23 protein-coding genes and 2 pseudogenes are annotated in these 21,950 nt (G+C 69.4%); 12 read left to right on the top strand and 13 right to left on the bottom strand.

The features are described from left to right. Positions 1–77 precede the first annotated feature (77 nt). Positions 78–386, top strand: a complete 309-nt coding sequence (locus LY41_RS09425; protein WP_253863489.1) for a hypothetical protein — start codon at positions 78–80, stop codon at positions 384–386. Between the two features lie 21 nt (positions 387–407). Beyond that, complete coding sequence (locus LY41_RS09420) at positions 408–968, top strand: GNAT family N-acetyltransferase (protein ID WP_253863488.1); 561 nt, start codon at positions 408–410, stop codon at positions 966–968. A gap of 84 nt (positions 969–1,052) precedes the next feature. Here the strand turns inward: LY41_RS09420 and LY41_RS09415 are convergent, their stop codons facing one another. Beyond that, entirely contained in the window at positions 1,053–1,520 is a 468-nt protein-coding gene (locus LY41_RS09415) for a chromosomal replication initiator protein DnaA (protein ID WP_253863487.1), read from the bottom strand. 73 nt (positions 1,521–1,593) lie between these two features. Here LY41_RS09415 and LY41_RS09410 point away from each other — a divergent pair, with 73 nt between their 5' ends. Continuing rightward, a complete protein-coding gene (locus tag LY41_RS09410; protein WP_253863486.1) occupies positions 1,594–2,091 on the top strand; it encodes a PaaI family thioesterase in 498 nt (165 codons plus the stop codon). A gap of 154 nt (positions 2,092–2,245) precedes the next feature. Here the strand turns inward: LY41_RS09410 and LY41_RS09405 are convergent, their stop codons facing one another. After that, positions 2,246–3,253, bottom strand: a complete 1,008-nt coding sequence (locus tag LY41_RS09405; RefSeq protein WP_253863485.1) for a peptidoglycan recognition protein family protein — start codon at positions 3,251–3,253, stop codon at positions 2,246–2,248. 379 nt (positions 3,254–3,632) lie between these two features. Further along, positions 3,633–3,806: pseudogene (locus LY41_RS09400) on the bottom strand (CopG family transcriptional regulator); the annotation flags it as partial. 102 nt (positions 3,807–3,908) lie between these two features. Between LY41_RS09400 and LY41_RS09395 the strand changes: the two are divergent. After that, entirely contained in the window at positions 3,909–5,465 is a 1,557-nt protein-coding gene (locus LY41_RS09395) for a BCCT family transporter (protein ID WP_253863484.1), read from the top strand. A gap of 66 nt (positions 5,466–5,531) precedes the next feature. Here LY41_RS09395 and LY41_RS09390 read toward each other — a convergent pair whose 3' ends face one another. Further along, the gene (locus LY41_RS09390) at positions 5,532–6,398 is read right to left on the bottom strand and encodes an AraC family transcriptional regulator (protein WP_253863483.1); all 867 of its coding nucleotides are present in this window, start codon (positions 6,396–6,398) and stop codon (positions 5,532–5,534) included. Between the two features lie 109 nt (positions 6,399–6,507). Then, positions 6,508–6,825 (bottom strand): annotated as a pseudogene (locus LY41_RS24045) (Abi family protein); the annotation flags it as partial. Between the two features lie 542 nt (positions 6,826–7,367). On the opposite strand from LY41_RS24045, the gene LY41_RS09385 reads away from it, so the two are divergent. From LY41_RS09385 to LY41_RS09360, 6 genes are all read left to right on the top strand, one after another. After that, positions 7,368–9,029, top strand: a complete 1,662-nt coding sequence (locus LY41_RS09385) for an ABC-F family ATP-binding cassette domain-containing protein (RefSeq protein ID WP_344056285.1) — start codon at positions 7,368–7,370, stop codon at positions 9,027–9,029. Then, a complete protein-coding gene (locus LY41_RS09380) occupies positions 9,026–10,240 on the top strand; it encodes a methyltransferase (RefSeq protein WP_253863482.1) in 1,215 nt (404 codons plus the stop codon). Before LY41_RS09385 ends, LY41_RS09380 begins: the two co-directional genes overlap by 4 nt. Before the next feature lie 77 nt (positions 10,241–10,317). Further along, positions 10,318–10,809, top strand: a complete 492-nt coding sequence (locus LY41_RS09375; protein WP_253863481.1) for a DinB family protein — start codon at positions 10,318–10,320, stop codon at positions 10,807–10,809. A gap of 79 nt (positions 10,810–10,888) precedes the next feature. Beyond that, positions 10,889–11,494 carry a helix-turn-helix domain-containing protein gene (locus LY41_RS09370; RefSeq protein ID WP_253863480.1) on the top strand — a complete coding sequence of 202 codons (606 nt, stop codon included), beginning with the start codon at positions 10,889–10,891 and terminating at the stop codon, positions 11,492–11,494. Next, entirely contained in the window at positions 11,487–12,245 is a 759-nt protein-coding gene (locus LY41_RS09365) for a B3/B4 domain-containing protein (RefSeq protein WP_253863479.1), read from the top strand. Before LY41_RS09370 ends, LY41_RS09365 begins: the two co-directional genes overlap by 8 nt. Further along, positions 12,242–13,189: a dihydrodipicolinate synthase family protein gene (locus LY41_RS09360; protein WP_253863478.1), complete on the top strand. Its 948-nt coding sequence runs from the start codon at positions 12,242–12,244 to the stop codon at positions 13,187–13,189. Before LY41_RS09365 ends, LY41_RS09360 begins: the two co-directional genes overlap by 4 nt. 83 nt (positions 13,190–13,272) lie before the next feature. On the opposite strand, the gene LY41_RS09355 is transcribed toward LY41_RS09360, so the two are convergent. The 7 genes from LY41_RS09355 to LY41_RS09325 all read right to left on the bottom strand — a co-directional run bounded on the left by LY41_RS09355 (position 13,273) and on the right by LY41_RS09325 (position 19,594). Beyond that, complete coding sequence (locus tag LY41_RS09355) at positions 13,273–13,830, bottom strand: hypothetical protein (protein WP_253863477.1); 558 nt, start codon at positions 13,828–13,830, stop codon at positions 13,273–13,275. A gap of 557 nt (positions 13,831–14,387) precedes the next feature. Continuing rightward, entirely contained in the window at positions 14,388–15,269 is an 882-nt protein-coding gene (locus tag LY41_RS09350; protein ID WP_253863476.1) for an alpha/beta fold hydrolase, read from the bottom strand. Between the two features lie 133 nt (positions 15,270–15,402). Beyond that, positions 15,403–16,260 (bottom strand): aldo/keto reductase, encoded by an 858-nt coding sequence (locus tag LY41_RS09345; RefSeq protein WP_253863475.1) that lies wholly within the window; start codon positions 16,258–16,260, stop codon positions 15,403–15,405. A gap of 168 nt (positions 16,261–16,428) precedes the next feature. Further along, positions 16,429–16,953: a hypothetical protein gene (locus LY41_RS09340; protein WP_253863474.1), complete on the bottom strand. Its 525-nt coding sequence runs from the start codon at positions 16,951–16,953 to the stop codon at positions 16,429–16,431. Positions 16,954–16,981: 28 nt separating this feature from the next. Further along, positions 16,982–17,545 (bottom strand): dihydrofolate reductase family protein, encoded by a 564-nt coding sequence (locus LY41_RS09335; RefSeq protein ID WP_253863473.1) that lies wholly within the window; start codon positions 17,543–17,545, stop codon positions 16,982–16,984. Positions 17,546–17,725: 180 nt separating this feature from the next. Then, positions 17,726–18,535: a helix-turn-helix domain-containing protein gene (locus tag LY41_RS09330; protein WP_253863472.1), complete on the bottom strand. Its 810-nt coding sequence runs from the start codon at positions 18,533–18,535 to the stop codon at positions 17,726–17,728. A 69-nt stretch (positions 18,536–18,604) separates the two neighbouring features. Continuing rightward, positions 18,605–19,594, bottom strand: a complete 990-nt coding sequence (locus LY41_RS09325) for a helix-turn-helix transcriptional regulator (RefSeq protein ID WP_253863471.1) — start codon at positions 19,592–19,594, stop codon at positions 18,605–18,607. Between the two features lie 105 nt (positions 19,595–19,699). Between LY41_RS09325 and LY41_RS09320 the strand changes: the two genes are divergently transcribed. Then, a complete protein-coding gene (locus tag LY41_RS09320) occupies positions 19,700–20,110 on the top strand; it encodes a VOC family protein (protein WP_253863469.1) in 411 nt (136 codons plus the stop codon). A 39-nt stretch (positions 20,111–20,149) separates the two neighbouring features. Here the strand turns inward: LY41_RS09320 and LY41_RS09315 are convergent, their stop codons facing one another. Beyond that, positions 20,150–20,947, bottom strand: a complete 798-nt coding sequence (locus LY41_RS09315; RefSeq protein ID WP_253863467.1) for a sulfite exporter TauE/SafE family protein — start codon at positions 20,945–20,947, stop codon at positions 20,150–20,152. A gap of 84 nt (positions 20,948–21,031) precedes the next feature. On the opposite strand from LY41_RS09315, the gene LY41_RS09310 reads away from it, so the two are divergent. Beyond that, entirely contained in the window at positions 21,032–21,832 is an 801-nt protein-coding gene (locus tag LY41_RS09310; protein WP_253863466.1) for an AraC family transcriptional regulator, read from the top strand. Positions 21,833–21,950: the final 118 nt, after the last annotated feature.

The raw sequence follows: 21,950 nt of genomic DNA, 5'->3' as shown, positions 1-21,950 counted from the left end.
ACGAGCGCGGCATTCGGCAACTTTCCGGTGTCGCGCGGCGTTGCAGGGGTATCCGACAGCAGCAGGAGGGAGTGCGCATGAGCCGAATCGCCGTACGTACCAACGATTTCCGTACCGAGTCCACGATCGGGACCGGCAGGCGGCTGCGGCGCGCGACCGCCGCCGCGACGCTGTCGGTACTCACCGTGCTCGGCTCACTACTGGCCGGAACGATGCCCGCATTCGCGGATCAGGAGGAGAAACGGCAGGCGGCCTCCGCCCCCTGGGACGCGTTCACACAGGCCCTCGTCGTCGGCAGCACCGCGTTCGTGATGATCATCGGACTCGCCGGTGCCGTGCTGTACTACACCGCCAAGGGCCACCGCAGGCAGACCCAGCCGCACTGATCCGGCGGCCTGCGGGAACCGATGACGGCAGCGACGTTCGTCCACAAGCCCATCCGCAGCGGCGAGCTGGTGCAGTTGCGCCCGGCGCTGCCCGCCGACGCGCCCGGGCTCGTCGCTCTGCTCCGCGAGGAGACACTCACGTGGTGCCCCGGCCGCGGCGCAGGCGTCCCCGAACTCGACGACCTGACGGCGGCCCAGGAGTGGTACGGCTCGTGCGGGAGGCTCGGCGACCGGATCGACCTGGCCGTCGTGGACCGGGCGACCGGGGCGTTCATCGGCGAGGCGGTGCTGGCCGACCTCGACCGGGACAACGCCTCGTGCCGGTTCCGCCTCGGGCTGCTCGGCCCGTACCGCGACGGCCACCGTCACGAGGCCGCCCGGCTGCTGCTCGGGTACGCGCTCGACGAGGCCGAGCTGCACCGGGTCGAGACCCGGGTGGCGGCGTGTCATGTCCGCGAGAGGGCGGCCTACGAGGCGATCGGCTTCGTCCGCGAAGTCACGTGCCGCGAAGCGGTGACCGTCGACGGCGTGCGGACCGACGTCCACGTCCTCGCGGTGCTGGCAGGGGCCCAGCACCCCTGATCGGACGCGCCTGCCCGCCGATCCACGCAGCGGGATCCGGCCGGCTCCGGACACTCCCGGGCGGCCATGGCCGGCCCGCCGCGGTCACTGCTCGCCGGGCGTGCGCCGGGTCGGCGCGTCCGGCACACCCTCGATACGGGCTCCGCCACCGGGGTAGCGCCTCGGCGTCTCATGGGGATACGGCGTCTCGTGGGGATACTGATCGGCCGCACCGTCGGGCTTACGACGCCGTGGGAACAGCTCCTGGTGGCCGGGGTGATCGGGCGGCAGGTCGGAACCGGGTCGCTGCTGGCCTGGCAGCGGTTGCCCTGGCAGCGGTTGCCCTGGCAGCGGCTGGTCCGGCTGCGGTCGCCCTGGCTGCTGCCGCCCGGGCTGCCCCGTCTCGCCGGGACGTCCTTCCCGCGCCGGGTTTTCGTCGATCCCTGGCAGCCAGTCGAACCCCGTGGTCCCGTCGAGCCCGGGCAGCCGGTCGACTCGCGGACGCCGGTCGTCTCCGGCACGGCTATCAGATTCGGTGTTCCTGTCCGGTTCGGGCATGCAAGGTTCGGGCATGGCGAGTGTCTCCTGACTCACATCGTCAGCAGGCCGGTCGCGACCGGCTCACCGCCGACGGTAGACCTCGACCATGACGAACGCCACGAGCACCGAGGCCGCGGCCACCGACGAGACCCGCGGTCCGAGCATCCAGCAGCTGCTGTTCCCCGAGATGAAGTGCTTCGGGTGCGGGCCCGCCAACCCTGACGGCCTCGGGCTGAGCAGCTTCGAGATCGGCGGCGTCGTTCGCGCGACGTTCACGCCCTGGCCGCAGCACGACAACGGGGGCGGCTACCTCAACGGCGGAATCATCTCGACGGTACTGGACTGCCACGGCGCCGCAGCCGTCATGCTCGAGGCCGACCGCCGCGACTGGAAGCCTGCTCCCGGGCAACACCTGGCCTACGTCACCGCGGGCCTCGACGTGAAGTTCCGCAGGCCGACTCCGCTCGACGAGCCGCTGGAGATCACCGCCGAGCTGACGGCGATCGACGAACCGGAGATGACCGTGGTCTGCGAGATCCACCACGGCGGCAAACTGCGCGCCGCAGGCACCGCCGTCTGGAAGCGCTGGCAACCGCGCACCTGATCGGCCCGCTCCGCACGAAGAGCCGGCCACCGCACGAACGGCGTCACACAGCACGACGCCGCACGGCACGGCTGGACACAGCACAGCGCCGTGTCCGGGGCGGAAACCCCGGACACGGCGCTGGTTCGGTGACAGGCAGGTGGTCAGCGACCGATCAGGCGATCCACTCCCACGTCTGCGGCCCGACGACACCGTCGACGTACAGGCCGTTGGCGGTCTGGAACTCCTCCACGGACTCGGCGGTCACCGGACCGAAGGCACCGTCCTCGCGGAGCCGGGCGCCGTACTTGTTCAGACCGGCCTGCACGGCCTGCGCGGCGTCCCCGCTGTGGCCGTTCTTCCGGGTCACGACGAGCACCGCGAAGGTCTTGGGACCCGCGACGCCGTCGACGTAGAGCCCGTTGGCCCGCTGGAAGTCCTTGACCGCGGCGGCCGACACCGAGCCGAATATGCCGTCGACCTGCAGGCTCGCACCGTGCTCGTTGAGCAGGTGCTGCACGGTCTTCGCGGTCTGCGGCGGGGCGGTCCGGTTCGTCGAGACGGTCGTGAACCCGGAGTCCGCGGCGGTCCACGGTGCGGGCGGCTGGGAGGGAACCCACTGGCCGCGGACGAGCTTCATGAAGTAGTCCCAGTCCCAGCCGGACCCCGGGTCCGTGTGGGTGGCGCCCGGGGCCTCGGAGTGGGCGATGATGTGGTCGCGATCCTTCGGGATTCCCCACCCGGAGCACAGGTGCTGGACCAGCTTCGCCGACTCCCGGTACAGCTCGGCCGTGTAGAACTGGCCGGGCTCGGAGACCCAGCCCTCGTGCTCGATGCCGACCGAGTAGTCGTTGGCGCCGTTGGCGTGCCACGAGATGCGGTTCTCGCGCACCATCTGCGTGATGTGCCCGTCGGAGGACCGGACCACGTAGTGCGCGGCGGCGTAGTTCTCGCCGGCCATGTGGTTGATCGCACCGCGGTAGCTGCCCTGGGTGGTGTGGATGACCACGGCGCTGACGCTGGAACGGGTGTCACCCAGCGCGTTGGAGCCGGCGGCCACCCAGTCGTCGGCGCCGGGGTACTCCGGCACCGACGCGGCCGCGGCCTCGGGAAGTCCACCGCGGACGAGCGCGGGCACGCCCACGACGGCCGCCGCGGCGGTACCGCCCGTCACCGCGAGCATGCGCCGACGGGATAGGCCACGAGGGGGATTCGGGTTCTGGTCGGTCGACATTCTTCCTCCGGGAACGGCAGCGCTGTCTCCACGAGCCTGTGCCGCCTGGAATGACGGATCCGTGCTCGCTGATCACCGAACCTAGGTGACACGGACGCGACGGGGTCCGGAAAACCCGGAACTCCCTACTTTGCTACTACCGACGAACGGAGGGGTGGGGGCCACGACCGGCACCGCTCGTTCGCCACGACTCCCCGTCCCGACGGCGCCGACGGCCGCACGCTGTACCTGTGCACGGCGCCCGATTTCCAGGAGGAAGCGCGGGCGTCGGCCCGCGAAGCGCTGTTGCGTTCCGTACGGGTCGACCCGGCTCACGCGGGCACCCCGTGTACCGCTCACGACCACTCACCGACAAGGCACGCACCCGGTCGTCACGAACGGTCCTGGTAGCTGCCTCGGCGATCGCCCGCACGACGGCCTCGTGCTTGCTCACCCCTTCGGCCTCCGCGAGCAGGGCGAGCGCACGCTCCTGCTCGTCGGTCAACCGCGATGTCACAGCCACGCCTTATTGCTACCACGTCGGTATCACCCGCAGGTCGGGCCGAGCGGGCCGCATCGGCGAAACGGCAGCTCGCAGAGCCGCGAGACTTTACACTCGTCCGACATGAGTGACGCACCTCCGGGCAGTACGGCCGGGCACCCGCGACTGGGGCCGGTCTTCTACGTGTCGCTCGTGCTCTCGGTCGCGTTCATCGTCGTCGGATTCGCGATGCCGTCACGGGTGGCCGATGCGCTCGAAGCCACCCGGCAGCTGGTGGTGGGCACCTTCGGCCCCGTCTACCCGGTGACGGTCCTCGTACTCCTGGTGTTCGTGGCTGCGCTCGCCGTGAGCCCGTTCGGCGGCATGCGCCTCGGTACCGCCGACACACGCCCGGAGTTCGGCTGGGTGTCGTGGATCGCGATGCTGCTGAGCGCAGGCGTCGGCCTGAGCTTCCTGTTCTGGGGAACGGCCGAACCGTTGATCCACCTCGCCGACCCGCCCGGCGGCATCGCGGCACCGGGTTCGCCCGAAGCGGCCGCTGCCGGTGTGCGGTACTCGTTCCTGTTCTGGGGTTTACATGCGTGGGCGATCTACGCCGTCGTCGGGATCGCGGTCGGCTACTCCAGCTTCCGGCACGGCCGAAAACTGCTGGTGAGCGCGGCACTCCGACCACTACTGGGCAGCAAGGCCGACGGCCCGATCGGCAAGGTCGTCGACATTCTGGCGGTGTTCGCGATCCTGTTCGGGGTCGCCACGTCGCTCGGGCTCGGCACCCGCGAGCTGAACGCGGGCCTGGGACACGCACTCGACGTCCCCGAGTCCTACGGCGTGAAGATCGCGATCATCGCGGGGCTGATGACCGTCAGCACCATCTCGGCCATGACGGGGCTGGGGCGGGGTATCCGCGTGTTGAGCCTGGTCAACATCGCCTTGTGTGCCGTGCTGGCCGGATTCGTCCTGATTCTCGGACCGACCGGCGACATCTTCGGCACCTTCGGCGCCGGCATCCGCGATTACGTCGGCAGTTTCCTCCCGATGAGCTTCGCTACGGAGGGAGTCGCGGGTGACACCTGGCACCAAGAGTGGATCTTTTTCTTCTGGGCGTGGTGGATCGGCTGGGCGCCGTTCGTCGGCACGTTCATCGCCCGCATTTCGCGCGGCCGCACGATCCGCAGTGTCATCGCCGGAGTGGTGCTCGTGCCGACCGCGGTGAGCGTGGTCTGGTTCTCCGTCTTCGGCGGCACCGCTCTGCAACGGGAGCGGACCGGCGCCGTCGACGTCTCCGACGTCGCAGGCAACACCAAGGCCATCGCGACCGTCGACGTACTGGGAAGCCTGCCTGCCGCGACGACGGCGTTCGTACTGCTGGTGCCGGTGCTGGCGCTGCTGTTCATCACGTCCGCGGATTCGGCATCGTTCATGCTGGGCAGCACCACGTCGGGAGGCAGAATGAAGCCGCCGAGACCGCTGCGGTTGATGTGGTCGTTCGCGGCGGCGTTCGCCGCCGTCCTGCTACTGGGACGCGGCGTCACCACACTGCAGGGTTCGGCGGTCGTCGCCGCGGCGCCGTTCGCCGTGATCCTGATCGGGCTGTGCGTGTCGCTGACGCTGTCCCTGTGGCGGGACCACGCCGCCGAACGCGCGGGCCGCCGGATCCCCACCGACCCGCAGGACCAGTGAGGTCACGGAGCAACACCACGCGGTGCTCAGTCGGTGGAACCCGCAGCCCAGCGCCGGAGCACTGCGTCAGCCGCGTTCGACGGGCAGCCAGATGTCGCACGTCGCGGTGCTGAAGTCGTCGGCCCGGTCGAGTATCGACACGATCGACGGGCCGGGCCGCAGCCGCCACGGGTTGGCGGGGAACCACTCGGTCGCGGTCGCCGCGAACCCGTCCTGCAGCGCCTTCGGGTGCTGCCCCGAGGTGCGGAACACCGCCCACGTCCCCGCAGGCAGCTCGATCACGTCGAGGTCATCCGGGGCGGGTGTCTCGGCGTCGACGGCCACGCCGTGCAGGTAGGTCAGCTCGGTGCCCTCGGTGTAGTCGGGGTCGAGGTCGGCGCTGACCTGCAGCAGCCCCGCCGGGTCGGTGTTGCCGAGCTGCTTGAGGCGTTCGTGCTCGGTGGCGGGCAACGACGTGATGTGGTTCTGGATGTGCGGGTTCACGCCCTCGTGGATCAGCGGTACGCGGGCCGCGTGTCCGATCAGGCGGAAATCGGGGCGTTCGAGGATGCGGGCATCCATGGCGGTGCTCCCTTCGACGGTCAGGCGGAACCTGAGTTGCGATTGGCTGCGAAGGGGGCCGCCGTCGCGGCGGACCTCGGCCAGCCCCGCACCGTGGACGACACGGAACGCACGTCCGAAGGCCTCCGTCGACCCGTACCCGTACCGGACGGCGATCGTCAGCAGATCCTCACCGCCGATCACGTCGGCCGCAGCGACCGTCATGCGCCTGCGCCGGACGTACTCGGACACCGGCATCCCAGCCAGCGACGAGAACATGCGGCGCAGGTGGTACTCCGTGGTCCCCGACCGACGGGCGAACGCGTCGACGGTGAGGTCCTCACCGAGACTGTCCTCCAACGCGGAGACGAGACGGTTCAGAATCTCGATCACGGCTGCTCCCTTCGTGATCGATTCTTGCGGGCCGCAGCATCCGTCCGCCCGATCTTTCCTGCCCGATCCGATCGCCGTCCACACGCTTCACGACCACCGAGTCGCCTGATCAAACACTCGTTCGATCCGGGTCACCGGATCCGGGCTCAAACGCTCCACAACCTGCTCGCTGTCTGCCAATCACTCGCGGCACCGAGGTGCGTGATCGGGACCGCGGAAACAGACGCCCATGGTGTGCGCAGGTGTTGCGCACGAGGTTCAGAGCCTTGAGCCAACTTGTGCGCTGCGGTGCGCTCAGACCGCACGCATCGGCTACGGCATTTTGGACGGCACGTGGAGCGAAGCCGTACAGGTACGCGAGGCTGCCCCAGTCCAGCAGCTCGACAGCCGCCCAGACCGGCAACCGGCCACCGCGCTTCCGGCGATGATGTTCGACGCAGCAAGCAGGCCGACCTGCTGGTCATAAGTGCGGTGCTCCTTGACTGCCCCGTCCAAGCAACCCACCCAGGAAAAAATGAGGACCGGCCCTGGACCTGCGGAAGCAGGCGGAACCGGTCTTGGCGATACCGAGCATAGCGGTGAAGCGAGCGAGCCGCGATCTCACGAGACGTCGCCGTCGCGCCAACCTGGCAGTTCCGCCGGACAAGTCCAGCTGCTCGGCCAGGGCCGGTGTGGCTTGTTCTCGGTCGTCGGCTGTCGCGGGCCGCCCGAGGGCCCGGCAGGCATGCGCCCGTGCTGCGCGGGCTGCGCGGAGCCGTGGGCTGGCTCGCAGCGAGTTGCGAGCGAAATCCGGCGTCCAGTACGTTGAAACCATGCATTTGTACTTCCTGTGACGGCCGAGTCGGCCTACCGCGCTCGTTGAGTTTCTCCGGGCTTGCGGCGGCCACTTGTTCTGACCCCTTTCTCGGGTCGCCGTCGTGTTGCGTGCCCAGGTGCCGGTTTCCGGCTTGTGGTGCGCCTGTTCGAAGGATGCAATTGCACACCCGTACTTACCGTGTTCCTGCGCGCCATCGCGCACAATTGACCGTTTCCGACGTCTCGGTGATGCGAGGCGTCACCCGGGTTCTGAACCACGTCGACCTCACTGTGACTCCCTCGTCGCGTATCGCGATCGTCGGGGAGAACGGCAGAGGAAAGTCCACCCTCCTGCACGTGCTCGCGGGCGCCCTCGGCCCCGACGACGGCACCGTCCAGCGCATCGGCACCATCGGTGTCGCCGAGCAGGAGATGGACACCGCCGACGAGCGCACCGTCGGACAAGCCGTCGCGGACGCGATCGCCGACGCACTCGCGGCGCTGGCGAGGCTCGACGCCGCAGGCCACGCGCTGGCCGAGGGCTCGGAGTCCGCGTCGGACGAGTACGCGGCTGCCCTGGAACTCGTCGAGGCACTCGACGCGTGGGATGCCGAGCGGCGGGTCCAGATCGCGCTCGAAGCGCTCGGCGCGGAAACCGACACGACGAGACCGCTCGCCGAGCTCTCCGTCGGGCAGCGCTACCGAGTGCGCCTGGCCTGCCTCCTGGGGTCCGATGACGACTTCTTGCTGCTCGACGAGCCGACGAATCATCTCGATCGCGGCGGGCTCGAGTTCCTGACCGCCCGGCTGCGCTCCCGCAACGGCGGTGTCGTGGTCGTCAGCCACGATCGAGCTCTCCTGTCGGATTTCGCGGAGACCGTCGTCGACCTCGACCCGACACCGGACGAGCGTCCGCGCGTCTACGGCAGTGGCTACTCCGGCTACCGGGAAGGCCGATCAGCCGAGCGGGAGCGCTGGGAACAGGAATACCAACGACAGCAGGCCGAGCACGCTCGGCTGAAAGACGAACTCAGCGCTGCGCAGAACCGTCTCGTCTCGGGGTGGCGGCCCGAGAAGGGACACAACAAGCACGGCCGCGCCACTCGAGCCGGAGGCCTCGTCCAGAGTGTTCATCGACGTCGGGAAGCGCTCGCCGCGCACGCCGTCACCGTTCCCGAACCGCCGTTGGAGTTCCGATTTCCCGAACTTCACGCACGGGCAGGCGCGTCCTTGCTGAGCGTGGAGAACGTGAGCCTCGCCGGACGGCTGCGTGGACCGGTGTCGTTCTCGCTGTCCCAGCGTGGCCGACTGGTCGTAACCGGTCCCAACGGTGCCGGTAAATCCACTCTGCTCCGCATCGCCGGTGGCGAGCTGACCTCGGACACGGGGTCGGTGCGGCAGTACCGCGGCACGCGGGTGGGCCTTCTGCGTCAGGAGAGCGAGCTGCCTGCCGAACAACGGGCCAGCGAGCTGTACCACGCGCGCATCGAGGCACTCGTCTCCGCCGGCACCGTGCCGTCCTCGGAAGCGATCGGCCTGTCGGAGCTCGGTCTCCTGAAGCCACAGGAATCGGGCAAGCGCGTGGGCGAGCTTTCGGTGGGGCAGCAACGCCGCCTCGACCTGGCGCTCGTGCTGGCCGTGCGCCCCCACGTGCTGCTCCTGGACGAGCCGACGAACCATCTCTCCATCGCGCTCGTGGACGAACTCACCGAAGCGCTCGGAGCGACTCGGGCCGCCGTCGTCGTGTGCTCCCACGACCGGCAACTCCTGCGCGACGTGGCAGCCTGGCCGAACATCGACCTGTCCGCAGTTGCCGGAATCGAGGTTCCGGCATGATCGGGAAGAAGCACGCCATGACGACCGTCACCTGGAGCGAGGACGGCACACCGCGAACCGCACTCTGGCGCGCCGAGAACGGCACGCCGGCACCATCGGACATCGTCACCGTCGACGACCACACCCCCGCCTCGACGGCCATCCGGCTCGCCCGTTCGGGGACAGGTCTGCTCTGGCGAGGCGACTTCCACAACGCCCGGCAGCTCATGCGCGCCATGGACCGGCGCATCAAGCGACGAGCGTCCCGAGCGCAGGACGCCGCCGAACCCGCCGACGCCTTCCGCGCCAACCGGAAGGCACGCTCCCAGCGAGCGGCACTCCTCGGGAAGATCCTGATCGCGCTGGAGCCCGACCACACGATCCTGCTCCGCCGAGCACCCGACGCCCGTGCCGCGTTCAGCCATGCCTACGGGCCACCCGCCGGCGAGCGGGCCGACGGTGCCCGCGAGACGTCACTGGTGTCGCTGGTGTCGCTGCCGGAACTCCTCGGAATCATCGGAGCCTACGAGTGGCACCGCAACGGAATCGACATCCCGGCGCTGGGAAGCCGCATCCACCCCGCGTACGGCGTCTTCGCTCCCACCCGCAACGAGTACATCGACCTGGTCGCAGCCACTCCCCTGCCAATCGGCGACGAACCTCCCGTCGCGTTCGACATCGGCACCGGAACCGGAGTGCTCGCCGCCCTCCTGGCACGGCGTGGAGCCGGCGAGGTGGTGGCGACCGACGTCAACCCTCGCGCGGTGCAGTGCGCGCGCGAGAACATCCACCACCTCGGGCTCGCCGACCGGGTCGGCGTGGACGAATCCGACCTCTGGCCGAGCAGCCACCAGCGCGCCGACCTGGTCGTGTGCAACCCGCCCTGGCTGCCCGGACACCCCACCTCGACGCTGGAACTCGGGATCTACGACCCGGCCTCCACCATGCTGAACCGCTTCCTCACCGAACTTCCGGATCACCTGACACCCCGCGGCGAAGGCTGGCTGATCCTCTCCGACCTCGCCGAGCACCTCGGCCTGCGCCCCCACGACGCACTCCTCCAGCGCATCGCCGACGCCGGACTGACCGTCACCGGCAGGCACGAAACGACCCCACGCCACCCACGAGTCACCGACAGCGCCGACCCGCTCCATACGGCCCGAGCGCGCGAACGAACCGTCCTGTGGCGGTTGACCACGCAGACTCCACCACTGCCTGCACCAGGGCACTGAACCAGACGGTCGCCGACGGTGCTCACGACAGCGCGAGACCCTCGGCACGGCCGGACACTCCGTGCCAGGGTTTCACCATGGAGATCCACATCGCGGACGAACGGACGCAGCTCGAGGCGAGGCTCGACAGTCAGCGCGAGCAGATCCTGGACATCCTGACCGACCTGAACGAAGGTGAGGCACGGGCACGACTGGTGCCGTCGCTGACCACACCCCTCGGGCTGGTCAAGCACGCCGTCTTCGTGGAGCAGGTCTGGTTCCACTCCCGGGTTGCCGGCGTGCCCCGGACCGAGCTCGGCCTGCCCGACAGCATCGACGACAGTTTCGTCCTCACTCCCGACGACACGGTCGAATCCGTACGCCGGTCGTTCCTCGGCGCGTGTGCGCACTCCCGCACCGTGGCGGCCGGCCGCGACCTCAACGAACAGGTCCCGTGGCACCGCGGCCCGGTCGACCTGCGCTACATCTACGGGCACCTGATCGCCGAGTTCGCCCGCCATGCCGGCCACGGCGACATCCTGGTCGAGCAGCTCAGGGCGCAGCGAACACCGGGCACGACGCCCTCCTGAACATCCGCGGCATCGGACCGTGCGTGCCCGCTCCACCCTCCACACATCGATGCCTTTTCAGTGCATTATGATGCACTTCATGGACGATGACGCAGCGACGCTCGCTCGTGCCATCGGCGCGAGGGTGAAGCGGGAGCGGCGTGCCCGCGAGTGGACGCTCGACCAGCTCGCCGCACATGCCGGAGTGAGCAGGCGCATGGTCGTGAACGTCGAGCACGGAACGGCGAACCCGAGCGTGAGCACACTGCTGCGACTGTCGGACGCGCTCGGTGTCGGGCTTCCCGCCCTCGTCGAACCACCGGTCTCCCGCACGGCGAGCCTGACCCGGGCCGGAGCGGGCGCCGTGCTGTGGACGGGCGAGTCGGGCGGCCGCGGCACGCTGATGGCCGGCACGCACCCACCGGACGTGGTGGAGCTGTGGGACTGGACCCTCGCCACGGGAGAGCGGCACGAGAGCGAGGCGCACACCGACGGCACCCGCGAACTGCTGCACGTGCGGGAAGGCGCGATCACGGTCGAGGTCGACGGGCAGGCCCACGAACTCGGCACCGGCGACGCGCTCACCTTCCACGGCGACGTCCCGCATTCCTACGCGAACCCTCACGACGAGTCCGCGCGCTTCTCGCTGACGGTGTTCGAACCGGGTGTGGGAACGACGTACAGAACGGAGAAAGCCGATGCCTGAGCCCACGACACCCGACGCCTTCCTTGCCGACTGCACCGTCGGACCAGAGGTGTTCGAGCTGCGTCCGGACTACCGTGCCGTGCTGCTCGTCGTCGACGGCCTCGCACCGGACGCGAGCTACGGCGCCGCCGACACGGCCGACGAGCTGATCGCCGCCGCCGAGGCGCACGCCCGCATGCTGCTGGCGAGCTCACCCGTCGACGAGCTGCCGCACATCGCCGCCTGGCGCGAGGCATACCGGGCGTTCGGAGCCAAGCCCCAGCGCACCCGCAACAGTCTGGAAGCGCTCACCCGGCGCGCGGAGAAGGGCCTGCCGCGGGTGAACGCACTCGCCGACATCTACAACGCCGTGTCCGTGCTGCGCCAGATCCCGCTCGGCGGCGAGGACTTCCACGCCTACGACGGCCCGGCGCGTCTGGTCAGGGCGGCCGGCGACGAGCCCTTCGACACGGCCGCCAGCGGTGAGACCGTGATCGAGCACCCGCAGCCCGGCGAGGTCGTGTGGTGCGACGGGGCGGGGGTGACCTGCCGCCGGTGGAACTGGCGGCAGGGCCGTCGCACCGGGCTCACCGACACCACGGCGACGGCGCTGTTCATCCTCGACGCGCTCGCACCCATGACCGACGACGCGCTCACCTCCGCGGCCGACGACCTCACCGACGCGATGGGCAGGCTCGGCGACCGGGTGAGCGTCACGCGCCGACTGATCGGCGCGACGGCGAAAGAGACTCCGGCGAAGGAGACCGTATGACCACCCGAGGGCAACGACCGGAGCCGGCCGGGACGTTCACCGGCCTCAGCGCCTTCCCCCTCACTCCCCTGCGGGACGACACTCGCCTGCGGGACGATGCCGTCGACGAGGCGGCGTTCGTCGGCCTGATCGAGCGGCTCGTGGGCGCGGGCGTGGATTCGATCACCGCGCTGGGGTCGACCGGGTCGTACGCCTATCTCACCGGGGCCGAGCGCGCCCGCGTCGCCCGCCTGGCCGTCGAGCACGCCGGGGGCGTCCCGGTGTTCGTCGGTGTCGGCGACCTGCGGACGTCACACGTCCTCGCGCACGTCGACAACGCGGAAGCTGCGGGCGCAGCGGGAATCCTGCTCGCCCCGATGACGTACCAGCCGCTCACCGACGAGGACGTGTTCGAACTCTTCCGCACCGTCACCGAGCACACCCGGCTACCGGTCATCGTCTACGACAACCCCGGCACCACCCATTTCACGTTCACGACCGACCTCTACGCCCGCATCGCAGAGCTTCCGGGGATCGTGTCGCTCAAGATCCCGGGCGTGCCCGCGGATCCGGCGGCAGCCCGCGACCGGGTCGCCGCGATCCGCGCGGCTGTGGGCGAACACGTCACGATCGGCGTCTCCGGGGACGCCTTCGCCGCGAGCGGACTGAACGCGGGCTGCGACGCCTGGTACTCGGTCATCGGCGGCACGTTGCCGTCGCCGGCGTTGACGATCACCCGCGCCGCACAGGAGGGCCGCGCCACGGACGCGGTCGCCGAGTCCGAACGGCTCGCACCGCTGTGGGACCGGTTCGCGGAGTTCGGTGGCAGCCTGCGCGTGGTCGCTGCGATCGCCGAACACCTCGGCCTCGCCCCGCACCGGTGCCTGCCGCTGCCCGTTCAGGGGCTCAGCGACGCGCAGCGAGCCGCGGTCGCCGAGGTGCTCGACGAACTCGGCCTCGGATAGCGGCGCGGTCGCATGTGCTCGCCCACACCGCGGGCGGCCACGCGGGCGCCGGCGCACCGGCGTTCACGTGTCGCGCCGATGTCTCACGCAGGGTCGAGATGCCGGTCGAGACCGCCGGTGACGATGTCCATCGACGCGAACGTGAGCGGGCCGCCGACGAAGCTCGTCACCCATCGGCCGCGCGCGTGGATGCTCGATTCCCCACGACTGTTCGCAGGCAGATGAACGTCCTCCGCGGGAGGCGTCTTCCCGGCGGGCAATTCGGCGACCGCAACGGTGAGCGCACCTCGTTGCGGCGCGTCGGCGTGCGGCTCGCCGAACACGCTCAGCTGGAAGACGAACCGCGTCTTCCCGTCCGCAACGTCGTAGAAGACGTGGTGCGCTCGCGACACGACGAAGTCGCTGAACGGCCGCAACGCGCCCATACCGCGGGTCCGCTCGACCTCGGACTCCGGAAAGTTCTCGGAGTACTCGTAACCGTGGTCACGAGCCCAGGTCGGAAACTCCGCGCTCTGCTTCTCCTGCAGCCGCAGCAGCCGGCGGAACCGCACGCGAGCGACGACGACCGCGCCCACGATCCCCACGACGATCAGTACGACGATCGCCCCGATGACCGACAGCACACCCCAGAACACCGACATGTCCGTGATCGTACTGGGAACGGGACATCCGATTCCCCGCCGCACCGGGAGCCGGAGCGCGCGGGCCGGTCCGCGGAGCCGTCAGCCGGGCCTCGTGGCGAGGACGATCGCACCGGGGACATCGTCGTCGGGCCGGAAGACGGAGTCGGACTGGACGCGGAAGTCGGCGGCACGCAACCAGTCCGACATCGTGCTGGCCCGTCGGAGGTGGGTATCGACACTGATCGATCGACCGGTGTATCCGGTCGCGGCATGCTCGATCCCGTCTCCGATGTGGAAACCGATGAGGACATGACCTCCGGGCCGTGCCGATCCCGAACGCTTCCGCACCCGCGTCGTGGAGATGTCGCGTGACGTAGCCGGGACCGCAACCGACGTCGGCCACCGGGCCGCCACCGCGGCGCTGCACGAGTTCCACCAGCACATCCAGATGTGCCCGCAGGTGCGGATGTGCCTCCAGGAGCCCGTCGACCTTTTCGGTGTACCCGGCGGCATCGGTGTCGTACGAGGTTCGGGTTTCCGCGAGCCACGGGGACGCGTCACCCACCGCATTCTCGTCACGCATCAGGGCCCGTGGTTCCCGACGTGGCGTCCTCGCGCCGGCCCCGCACGTGGTCGACGAGTGCGGGCACCACGACGTCCCACACCCGGGGCGGCGGCGCCTCGTGCCCCATGCCCTCGACCCGCAGGAGAGTGGCGCGCGGGATCATCCGGGCGAGCGCCTCGCCGTGGGGCAGTGGGAACAGCGGGTCCGTGTCGCTGTGGACGACGAGGGCCGGTGCCGTGATCGCGGACGGGTCCGTCTCGACGCCGTCTGCGACGAGGAAGTGGTTCGTCAACGACGATTCCATGTTCCGGCTCCGGCCCACTTCCCCGGTGGCGATCGCACGGAACCGTTCCTCGTCGAAACCGAGCGAGCCCGCGTAGGGACGTTCACCCTCGACCCGGTGGTCGACGACGGCCGCGGCGTCGGACCAGTCACGCACCTCCGGAAGTGCACTCTCCGCCGCAGCCAGGGCCGCATCCGGTGCCGGCAGCTCTCCTGCGTCCCCTCCGGCCGGTGACGATTCGACGAGCGTGAGTGTCCGCACCCGATGTGCCGCGTGGACACCGAGGTACTGCACGATCCCGCCACCCATCGACAGCCCCACGAGGTGCGCCGCGTCGACGTCCAGTGCATCGAGGATCCGCACCGGGTCGGTCGCCATGTCGACCCCCGTGTAGTCCGGTCGGCCCGGCGGGCTCGTCGTCGACCGTCCCGTGTCCCGTTGGTCGTACCTGATGACGTACAGCCCTTCGGCGGCGAGGACCTCACAGAATTCGGGCGTCCACCAGTCCATCGACTGCGTGGCACCGGCGATGAGCAGTACCGCCGGGGCGCTCCGGTCGCCGAACTCGTCGAACGCCAGGGAAACGTCATCGAATTCGAGTATTCTCACCTTCCCAACGTCCTCCGGTCGGCATCACCCGTCAAATGGGTCTGATCGAGGCACGTTTCCGCGTTTCCTGACGTCACGACGGCTCGACGCGAACCGGCCTCGGCGAGCACCGGCGATCCCCACCGTGCCAGTCTCACCGTCCGCTGTAGACCGGGAACACGCTGGCCTCGCCGTAATCCTGCGCAGTCAGTGCCCGCAACGCGGCCATGTCGGAGCCCGAGATCGTGAAGTCCACCGCGGCGTTGGAGCGCATGTGCTCCGGATTCGCGGTCTTCGGCAGCGACACGGTACCCAACTGCAGGGTGTAGCGGATGCAGAGCTGCGGAACCGAGACGCCGTACCGAGCGGCCATCGCCTGCAACTCCTTGTTGTCCAGAACCGCCCCGTGGGCGATCGGCGAGTACGCCTCCACGAGGATGTTCTTGCTCTCGCAGTAGGAGACGAGGTCGGTCGGGGTGTTACCGGCGTGGACCAGCAGTTGATTCACCTGCGGCGCAACCGTGCAGCCGTCGAGGATGTTCTCCACGTCCTGCTGCTGGAAGTTGGAGACGCCGACGGAGCGAACCTTGCCTGCCCGGTACGCGTCTTCGAGGGCACGCCACGCAGCGCGGTTGCCCTCGAAGTAGTCGCCGCCACGGAAGTCGCCCCACGGTTGCGGGCTGTGGATGAGCATCAGGTCGACGTGGTCGAGCCCCATGGTCGTGAGGGAACCGTCGATCGCGGCGACCGCCTCGTCGTAGTCCTTGATCTCGGCGGCCAGTTTGGTCGACACGAACAGCTCGTCGCGGGCCGCACCGCTGGTGCGCACGCCTTCGCCGACGCCACGCTCGTTGCCGTAGGCCTGGGCGGTGTCGAGGTTGCGATAGCCGATCTCGACGGCGTCGCGTACCGCCTGCGGCGCCTCGTCGTCGGCGATGAACCACGTGCCCAGGCCCAGCTTGGGGATCTCGACACCGTTCGACAGCGTGTACTGCTCGCTCAGGATCGTCATGCGTTCGCTCCTCTGTTCGTGGTCACGTGTCGTCCCGGACGTTCCCTGTCCGACGACCGAGTGATCGACGTGGTCCGACCTGTGGGTCGTCCCTGCGGGCCCGGCGAAACCTCTGCTACGTCGGCAGGCGGATGGTGCCCGATCGACCGTACCGACCGTCGAACGCCCCTACTCGCGCAGCGACCGCCCCTGCTCGGCCAGTACCTCCCGCAGGATGCGGACGGCTTTCGGGCCGACGCCGTGCAGGGCCAGCAGCTCCTGTTCGGTCCTCGTCGCGACCTGAGCCAGCGTCGTGATCCCCGCGCCGAGCAACGCTCCGGTGGCGGGTTTCCCGATCGACGCAGGCAGGTCACCGTCGTTTCCGTCCTGGGATGTCGCGGTCACGAGACGCTTCGGGGCACGGTGCGTCCACGCCGCCCTGACCAACGCGTTGAGATCCTTGCCGTTGACGTCGGTGAGCGGCACGCGGAACCCGATCGGCGTGCCAGCCCGGGCCAGTCGTTCGCCGCTCGGGTGTACCGCCAGCGCGGCGTCGGCCTCGTCGGCGGGAAGCCGGAGTTGCACCCATCCGCCCTTCGCCACCGACGCGAACCCCTTGCCGCGCACGGAAAACGCAGCCATGCCGAGGTGGGTTCCCTCCTCGGTCCCCGGCAGGGCGAGTGCCGCCTTGCGCAGTTGGGAGACGGTGGTCATGTGCCGGTCCTCTCCTGACGTGCCCCGCTCAACGCGGCTCGTAGTGCAGGTACGCGATGCCGTTGCCGAAGATCTGGTGCTCGGCGAGACGCACGTCGAGCTGCGCGCCATCGGGCAGGGCCCGGAGGCCGCCGCCGACCACCTTGGGAACGACGAAGAACCGGAAGTCCCGCACCATGCCGGCACGGATCGCCGCACTCGCCGTCGTCGGCCCGAAGATCTCGACCTCACCGGCAGCGTCGGCAACGATCTTCTCCAGCTCGGCGAGACCGAGCCCGGGCACCAGCCGGTCCCGTTCCGACGCGAGATCGTCTCGCGTCAGGGTCGAGGAAACGACGACGTGCTCGATGCTGTGCCAGCGCCGGGCGAACTCGTGCTCCGCAGCACCCCAGGAGCCGTCGGCCGGTTCGGAGTCCCAGTACCGCATCAGCAGATACGTGTTGCGCCCCAGCACCTCGGTCGACACCACGGCCATGCGGTCGATATGGAACTGGAACGCCTCGTCGTCGGGCGCCGACCACTGGAAGTCACCATCCGCGTCGGCGGCGTACCCGTCGAGTGAGACGGTCGCGGTGTAGCTCAGCGTTCCCACACGTCCTCACTCTCCACGCCCGACTGCGGCTCGCCCTCGCTCCACGCCGAACGTAGGCCCGCGGCACCCAGGCCGCAAGCGGCGGCTTTCCGGGAGCTGCCCCGCGCGGTGGGACTCAATGCACGGTGGGACCCAACGCGTGGCGGGACTCAAGGCGTGGTGGGAATCAACTTGTCCCGCTCACGAGTCCGGGCCTTCCGGCGAGGCGACGTGGGACGGCGCACCGGCAGCCAGCTCCTGCAGCAACTGCCGGCTCGCCGGATCGGCAGGAAAGAACGACTCGACGGCGACCTCGTCCGTCGTCACGTCGCGAGCCGCACCGAAGACGGTGAGGGTGTAGAGCAGTCGCATCGGACCACCGGGCGTTCGCAACAGCATCGGGATGACCGGATCACCGGGTTCACCGAGTACGACATCGTTGCCGGCAGGAACGGGGTAGGAAGCGATCTCGGCGAGCAGCTCGGCCAGCCCTGGCGCTGCGGTCCGGTCGAGTTGCCGCCGGACCCGGCGCAGGATGTGGGTGCGCCACTGGCTGTAGTTCCCCAGTTGGCGCGCCAAGCCGTCGGGATGCAGCGTGTTGCGCAGGACGTTGACCGGCGGCTCCAGCAGGGAAGGCGCCACGTCACCGAAGGCGGCCCGTGCCGGCCGGTTTCCGGCCAGCAGTTCCCAGCGCACGTTCACCGCCATGGCGGGGTACGGCTCGTGCCCGGCGAGTAGTGCGTCCACCGCGGCACCGGCTTCTCCGATGTCGGCGAGCGGCCGTTCGGGATGCAGCGGGGCGAATCCTGCCGCGAGATGGAGTCGGTTTCGTTCCCGCAAGGGAACCTCCAGCTCTTCGCAGAGGCGTTCGATCACGTCCGGGCTCGGCCGGGACCGGCCCGTCTCGACGAAGCTGAGGTGACGGGCCGAAAGGTCGACGGCAGCATCGGCTTGGACGGCAAGGCCGTGACGGCGGACGGGGTCGTCGCCGAGATGAGCCGCGAACAGCATCTCCGATGTTCCGGCCGCAGTCCCGGCAAAACCGACCGTGGCTCCGGTTTTCCGCCACGGCCAACTCGGTCACCGGCCCTCATCCGACGCCGCACGAAGCATCCTCATCGCTGCGGTCTTCACCCGATCGCGGAGCTCATCGGGGCGATCGATCACCACCTCACAGTCGAGTGCCGCAATGACAGCAGGAAGCCAGTGAAGGCTCTCCGCATGGATCTCGGCTCGATGCCAGGGCGGGTCGGATTCGCACGCGGCCTCCATCCCAGGGTCCACGGGTTCCAGCCGCGCGACGCTGGGCGGGAGATGTGCGCGGATGTGGTCCTCCGTAGCTCGAACGCGAAGCACGACCCGCCAGCGGTAGTCCGCGGCGGCGAAGCGCTCGACGAGCCGGGGCGCCGCGTCCCCCTGCCAGGGCGCATCGAAGGTTTCCGGGAGCGAACGAGCCGTACGGATCCGGTCGACACGAAACGTGCGCTCCTCCCGCTTCGCGGTGTCGAGCGCCACGAGATACCACCGGCCCGCGTACGCAGCCAGGCTGTACGGCTGGACCTTGCGGCGTGACGCAACACCCTCACCGCTGCGATACCGCACGTCGACGGCCCGGCGGAAGTTGACCGCCTCGGCGAGGACCAGCATCACAGCAGGGTCGGGGTCGAGGTTCGGGTGCGGTGCGCCGGGCGTCATCGCACCGAGTACCGCGTCGATCCGCTCCGCGTCATCGGGACGCATCGCTCGTTTGATCTTGGACATCGCGGTCTCAACGGCGATCTCCGGCTCACCCGACGCCGTCCGCGAGTGGGCCAGCCCGAGATAGACCGCCACCACTTCTTCGCCGCTGAACCTGATCGGGAGGACCCGCCGGCCGGGTGCGAGCCGATAGCCGCCGTACCTACCTCGCACGGACTCGACGTGCACGCCCAACTCGATCAGCCGCGCCACGTCCCGGCGCACCGTCCGCTCGTCGACACCGAGGCGCTCCGCCAGCTCGGCAACGGTGCGCTGGGGTGAGGACTGCAGCAACTCCAGCAGCTGCAGCGTCCGCGCGGTCGGATCTGCCACGACACCCATTGTCTCGTAATAGCGGTCAGTTTCCGCCCGGTATTAGGCATACCGTCCGATCAGTGGCGACATCCCAAGCCACGTGGACACCCAAGGAGGAACAACATGCACCTGGCAGCCACGCGGATCTTCACCGACGACCTGGACACCCTCGTCACGTTCTACGAGAAGGCCACCGGGATCAGCGCCGCGCGCCTCCACCCGATGTTCGCCGAACTGCGCACCCCGTCCGGCACCCTCGCGATCGCCGACTCCGCGACGGTGGCGTTGCTCGGGGACGAGGTCGCCGAGGCTCGCGCCAACCGCAGCGTCGCCCTGGACTTCATGGTCGACGACGTCGACGCGACCCACCGGGCGTTGCAGGGCGTCGTGGACGTGTTCGTCAACGAACCCACCGACATGCCGTGGGGCAACCGCTCGCTCCTCGTCAGGGACCCGGACGGCAACCTGATCAACTTCTTCACACCGACCGGTGAGGCGGCCCGGGCACGATTCGCGAACCAGGACCATCGATAGAACGTGGAATCCTGGTGACGTTCCGATGCGCGGTGCAGATCATCCCGTCACGGCCACGGCCGTCGCGGCCACCACGAGCAACGCCAGGTAGGCCCAGCTGTGTACCGCATCCGGAATCCTCGGCGGCCGCCGGCGCAGCAGCACGATGACGGGGATCGCGCCGGCGAGCAGGGCAAGCGCCGAGACGACGTCGACCGTTCCGACCAGGCCAGGGGCCGAGGCGACGGCGCCTCCGAACGCGAACGCCACGAGCATCGCCGGTACCGCGATCGCAATGGTCAACGGGTTCGCGAGCGAGGTCGCTACGCCCATGTCCATCCCGGACCGGCGCAGCATCGGGACGGTCATCACGCTCCCGCCGACGCCGAGGAACGACGCGATTCCCCCGATCGGTGTTCCCCAGCCGTTCGGCAGCGGACGACCGCCGGCTGCCCTCGACCGTCGCCCCGCCCCACGTCCGGGCAGGAATCCAGGGCGAAGCAGCAGGTCGACGACGGTGATGCCGATGTAGGCCACGAAGCCCCAGCGCGGGACGACGTCCGGCACGAACAGTGCGCCGAGCCCGCCGATCGCGCCGCCGAGAGCGAGCAGAACGAACAGTGGCAGCCGCCCGCGAAGGTGGGCAAGGACGCTCCGCCGCGTGGCCGAGGTCGCGACGACCGCGTTGACGAGCATGACCAGCGCCGACGTCGCAACCGCGATGCGCAATGCATCCGGCCCCCGCGCTGCGTCGACGAACAGGATGATCGGGACGGTGACGAAGCCTCCGCCGAAGCCGAACAGAACCGTCGTCACCCCGACGGCCGAGCCCACAAGGAACAGAACGAGTATCGACACGCTTCCATCCGACCGCGAACCCGTGTAGGCAAGCAATCGATTGTTGATCGCCTACTTTCGTGTTCTCGCCACTAGGATGGCGTCGTGCACAACATCCGCCTCGACGATGTCGATCATCTGCCGATCGACGTGCTCCCGATCGGGACGGACTACCCGCCCGCTCACTTGCTGCCCCGGCATGCACATCGCCGGGCGCAGCTGCTGTACGGCGCAAGCGGGGTGATGCAGGTCGAGACGGACGACGGGTCGTGGACGGTCCCCACCGACCGCGCCGTCCTCATCCCACCGGGCGTCGCGCACGAGGTACTGATGGACGAGGTGACGACATGGAGCATGTACATCGAGCCGGATGCCGTGCCGTGGTGGCCAACGCGCTGCATGGTCGCCGAGGTCGGCCCCCTGCTGCGCGAACTCCTGCGCACAGCGAACGAATTCGCTCCGGACTACGACGTCGCAGGACGTGACGGCGCTGTCATCGACCTGACGCTGCACGAGCTGCGCCGCCTCACTCCGACGGCACTGGCGATCTCATTACCCCGCGACGAGCCGTTCCGCTCACTGTGCCGCGACTACCTCGCCTCCCCCGACCTGGCCGTGACCAACGAGACCTGGGCGCACGCGGCGAATCAGAGCCCGCGGACATTCGACCGCCATTTCCGCGCTCAGACCGGTAGCAGTCCCGCCGCGTGGCGAGCTCGCGCCCGTCTGCTCGCCGGCCTCCGGCAGCTGCCCACCTCGACCATCACCGACGTCGCCGCCCGGCTCGGCTACGCCTCACCCGCGGCGTTCACCGCAGCATTCACACGCGCATTCGGCGCACCACCGTCACGTTTCGTCCCACGAGCCGGAAGGAGCTCACAGGCGACCCTCGTCACCGGAACGTGAGGCCGGAAACGACGGCGGCGGGGTACGGCTCACAACGTCGAAGCGGAACTCGACCACGTCACTTACGGTGAGAAACGTCTGTGCCCCCAGCATCGGAGGACTCCCACCGCGAGGCGCG

This window comes from Prauserella halophila (assembly GCF_024171895.1).
Classification (GTDB): Bacteria; Actinomycetota; Actinomycetes; order Mycobacteriales; family Pseudonocardiaceae; genus Prauserella; species Prauserella halophila.
The sequence above is the reverse complement of the archived record's forward strand: the minus strand, read 5'-3'. Positions and strand labels throughout refer to the sequence as shown.

Excerpts from the sequence above, each read along its gene's own strand:
- LY41_RS09425 (WP_253863489.1), top strand. The coding sequence starts at position 78 with ATGAGCCGAATCGCCGTACGTACCAACGATTTCCGTACCGAGTCCACG.
- LY41_RS09420 (WP_253863488.1), top strand. The coding sequence starts at position 408 with ATGACGGCAGCGACGTTCGTCCACAAGCCCATCCGCAGCGGCGAGCTG.
- LY41_RS09415 (WP_253863487.1), bottom strand. The coding sequence starts at position 1,520 with ATGCCCGAACCTTGCATGCCCGAACCGGACAGGAACACCGAATCTGAT.
- LY41_RS09410 (WP_253863486.1), top strand. The coding sequence starts at position 1,594 with ATGACGAACGCCACGAGCACCGAGGCCGCGGCCACCGACGAGACCCGC.
- LY41_RS09405 (WP_253863485.1), bottom strand. The coding sequence starts at position 3,253 with ATGCTCGCGGTGACGGGCGGTACCGCCGCGGCGGCCGTCGTGGGCGTG.
- LY41_RS09395 (WP_253863484.1), top strand. The coding sequence starts at position 3,909 with ATGAGTGACGCACCTCCGGGCAGTACGGCCGGGCACCCGCGACTGGGG.
- LY41_RS09385 (WP_344056285.1), top strand. The coding sequence starts at position 7,368 with ATGCAATTGCACACCCGTACTTACCGTGTTCCTGCGCGCCATCGCGCA.
- LY41_RS09380 (WP_253863482.1), top strand. The coding sequence starts at position 9,026 with ATGATCGGGAAGAAGCACGCCATGACGACCGTCACCTGGAGCGAGGAC.
- LY41_RS09375 (WP_253863481.1), top strand. The coding sequence starts at position 10,318 with ATGGAGATCCACATCGCGGACGAACGGACGCAGCTCGAGGCGAGGCTC.
- LY41_RS09370 (WP_253863480.1), top strand. The coding sequence starts at position 10,889 with ATGGACGATGACGCAGCGACGCTCGCTCGTGCCATCGGCGCGAGGGTG.
- LY41_RS09365 (WP_253863479.1), top strand. The coding sequence starts at position 11,487 with ATGCCTGAGCCCACGACACCCGACGCCTTCCTTGCCGACTGCACCGTC.
- LY41_RS09360 (WP_253863478.1), top strand. The coding sequence starts at position 12,242 with ATGACCACCCGAGGGCAACGACCGGAGCCGGCCGGGACGTTCACCGGC.
- LY41_RS09355 (WP_253863477.1), bottom strand. The coding sequence starts at position 13,830 with ATGTCGGTGTTCTGGGGTGTGCTGTCGGTCATCGGGGCGATCGTCGTA.
- LY41_RS09345 (WP_253863475.1), bottom strand. The coding sequence starts at position 16,260 with ATGACGATCCTGAGCGAGCAGTACACGCTGTCGAACGGTGTCGAGATC.
- LY41_RS09340 (WP_253863474.1), bottom strand. The coding sequence starts at position 16,953 with ATGACCACCGTCTCCCAACTGCGCAAGGCGGCACTCGCCCTGCCGGGG.
- LY41_RS09330 (WP_253863472.1), bottom strand. The coding sequence starts at position 18,535 with ATGCTGTTCGCGGCTCATCTCGGCGACGACCCCGTCCGCCGTCACGGC.
- LY41_RS09320 (WP_253863469.1), top strand. The coding sequence starts at position 19,700 with ATGCACCTGGCAGCCACGCGGATCTTCACCGACGACCTGGACACCCTC.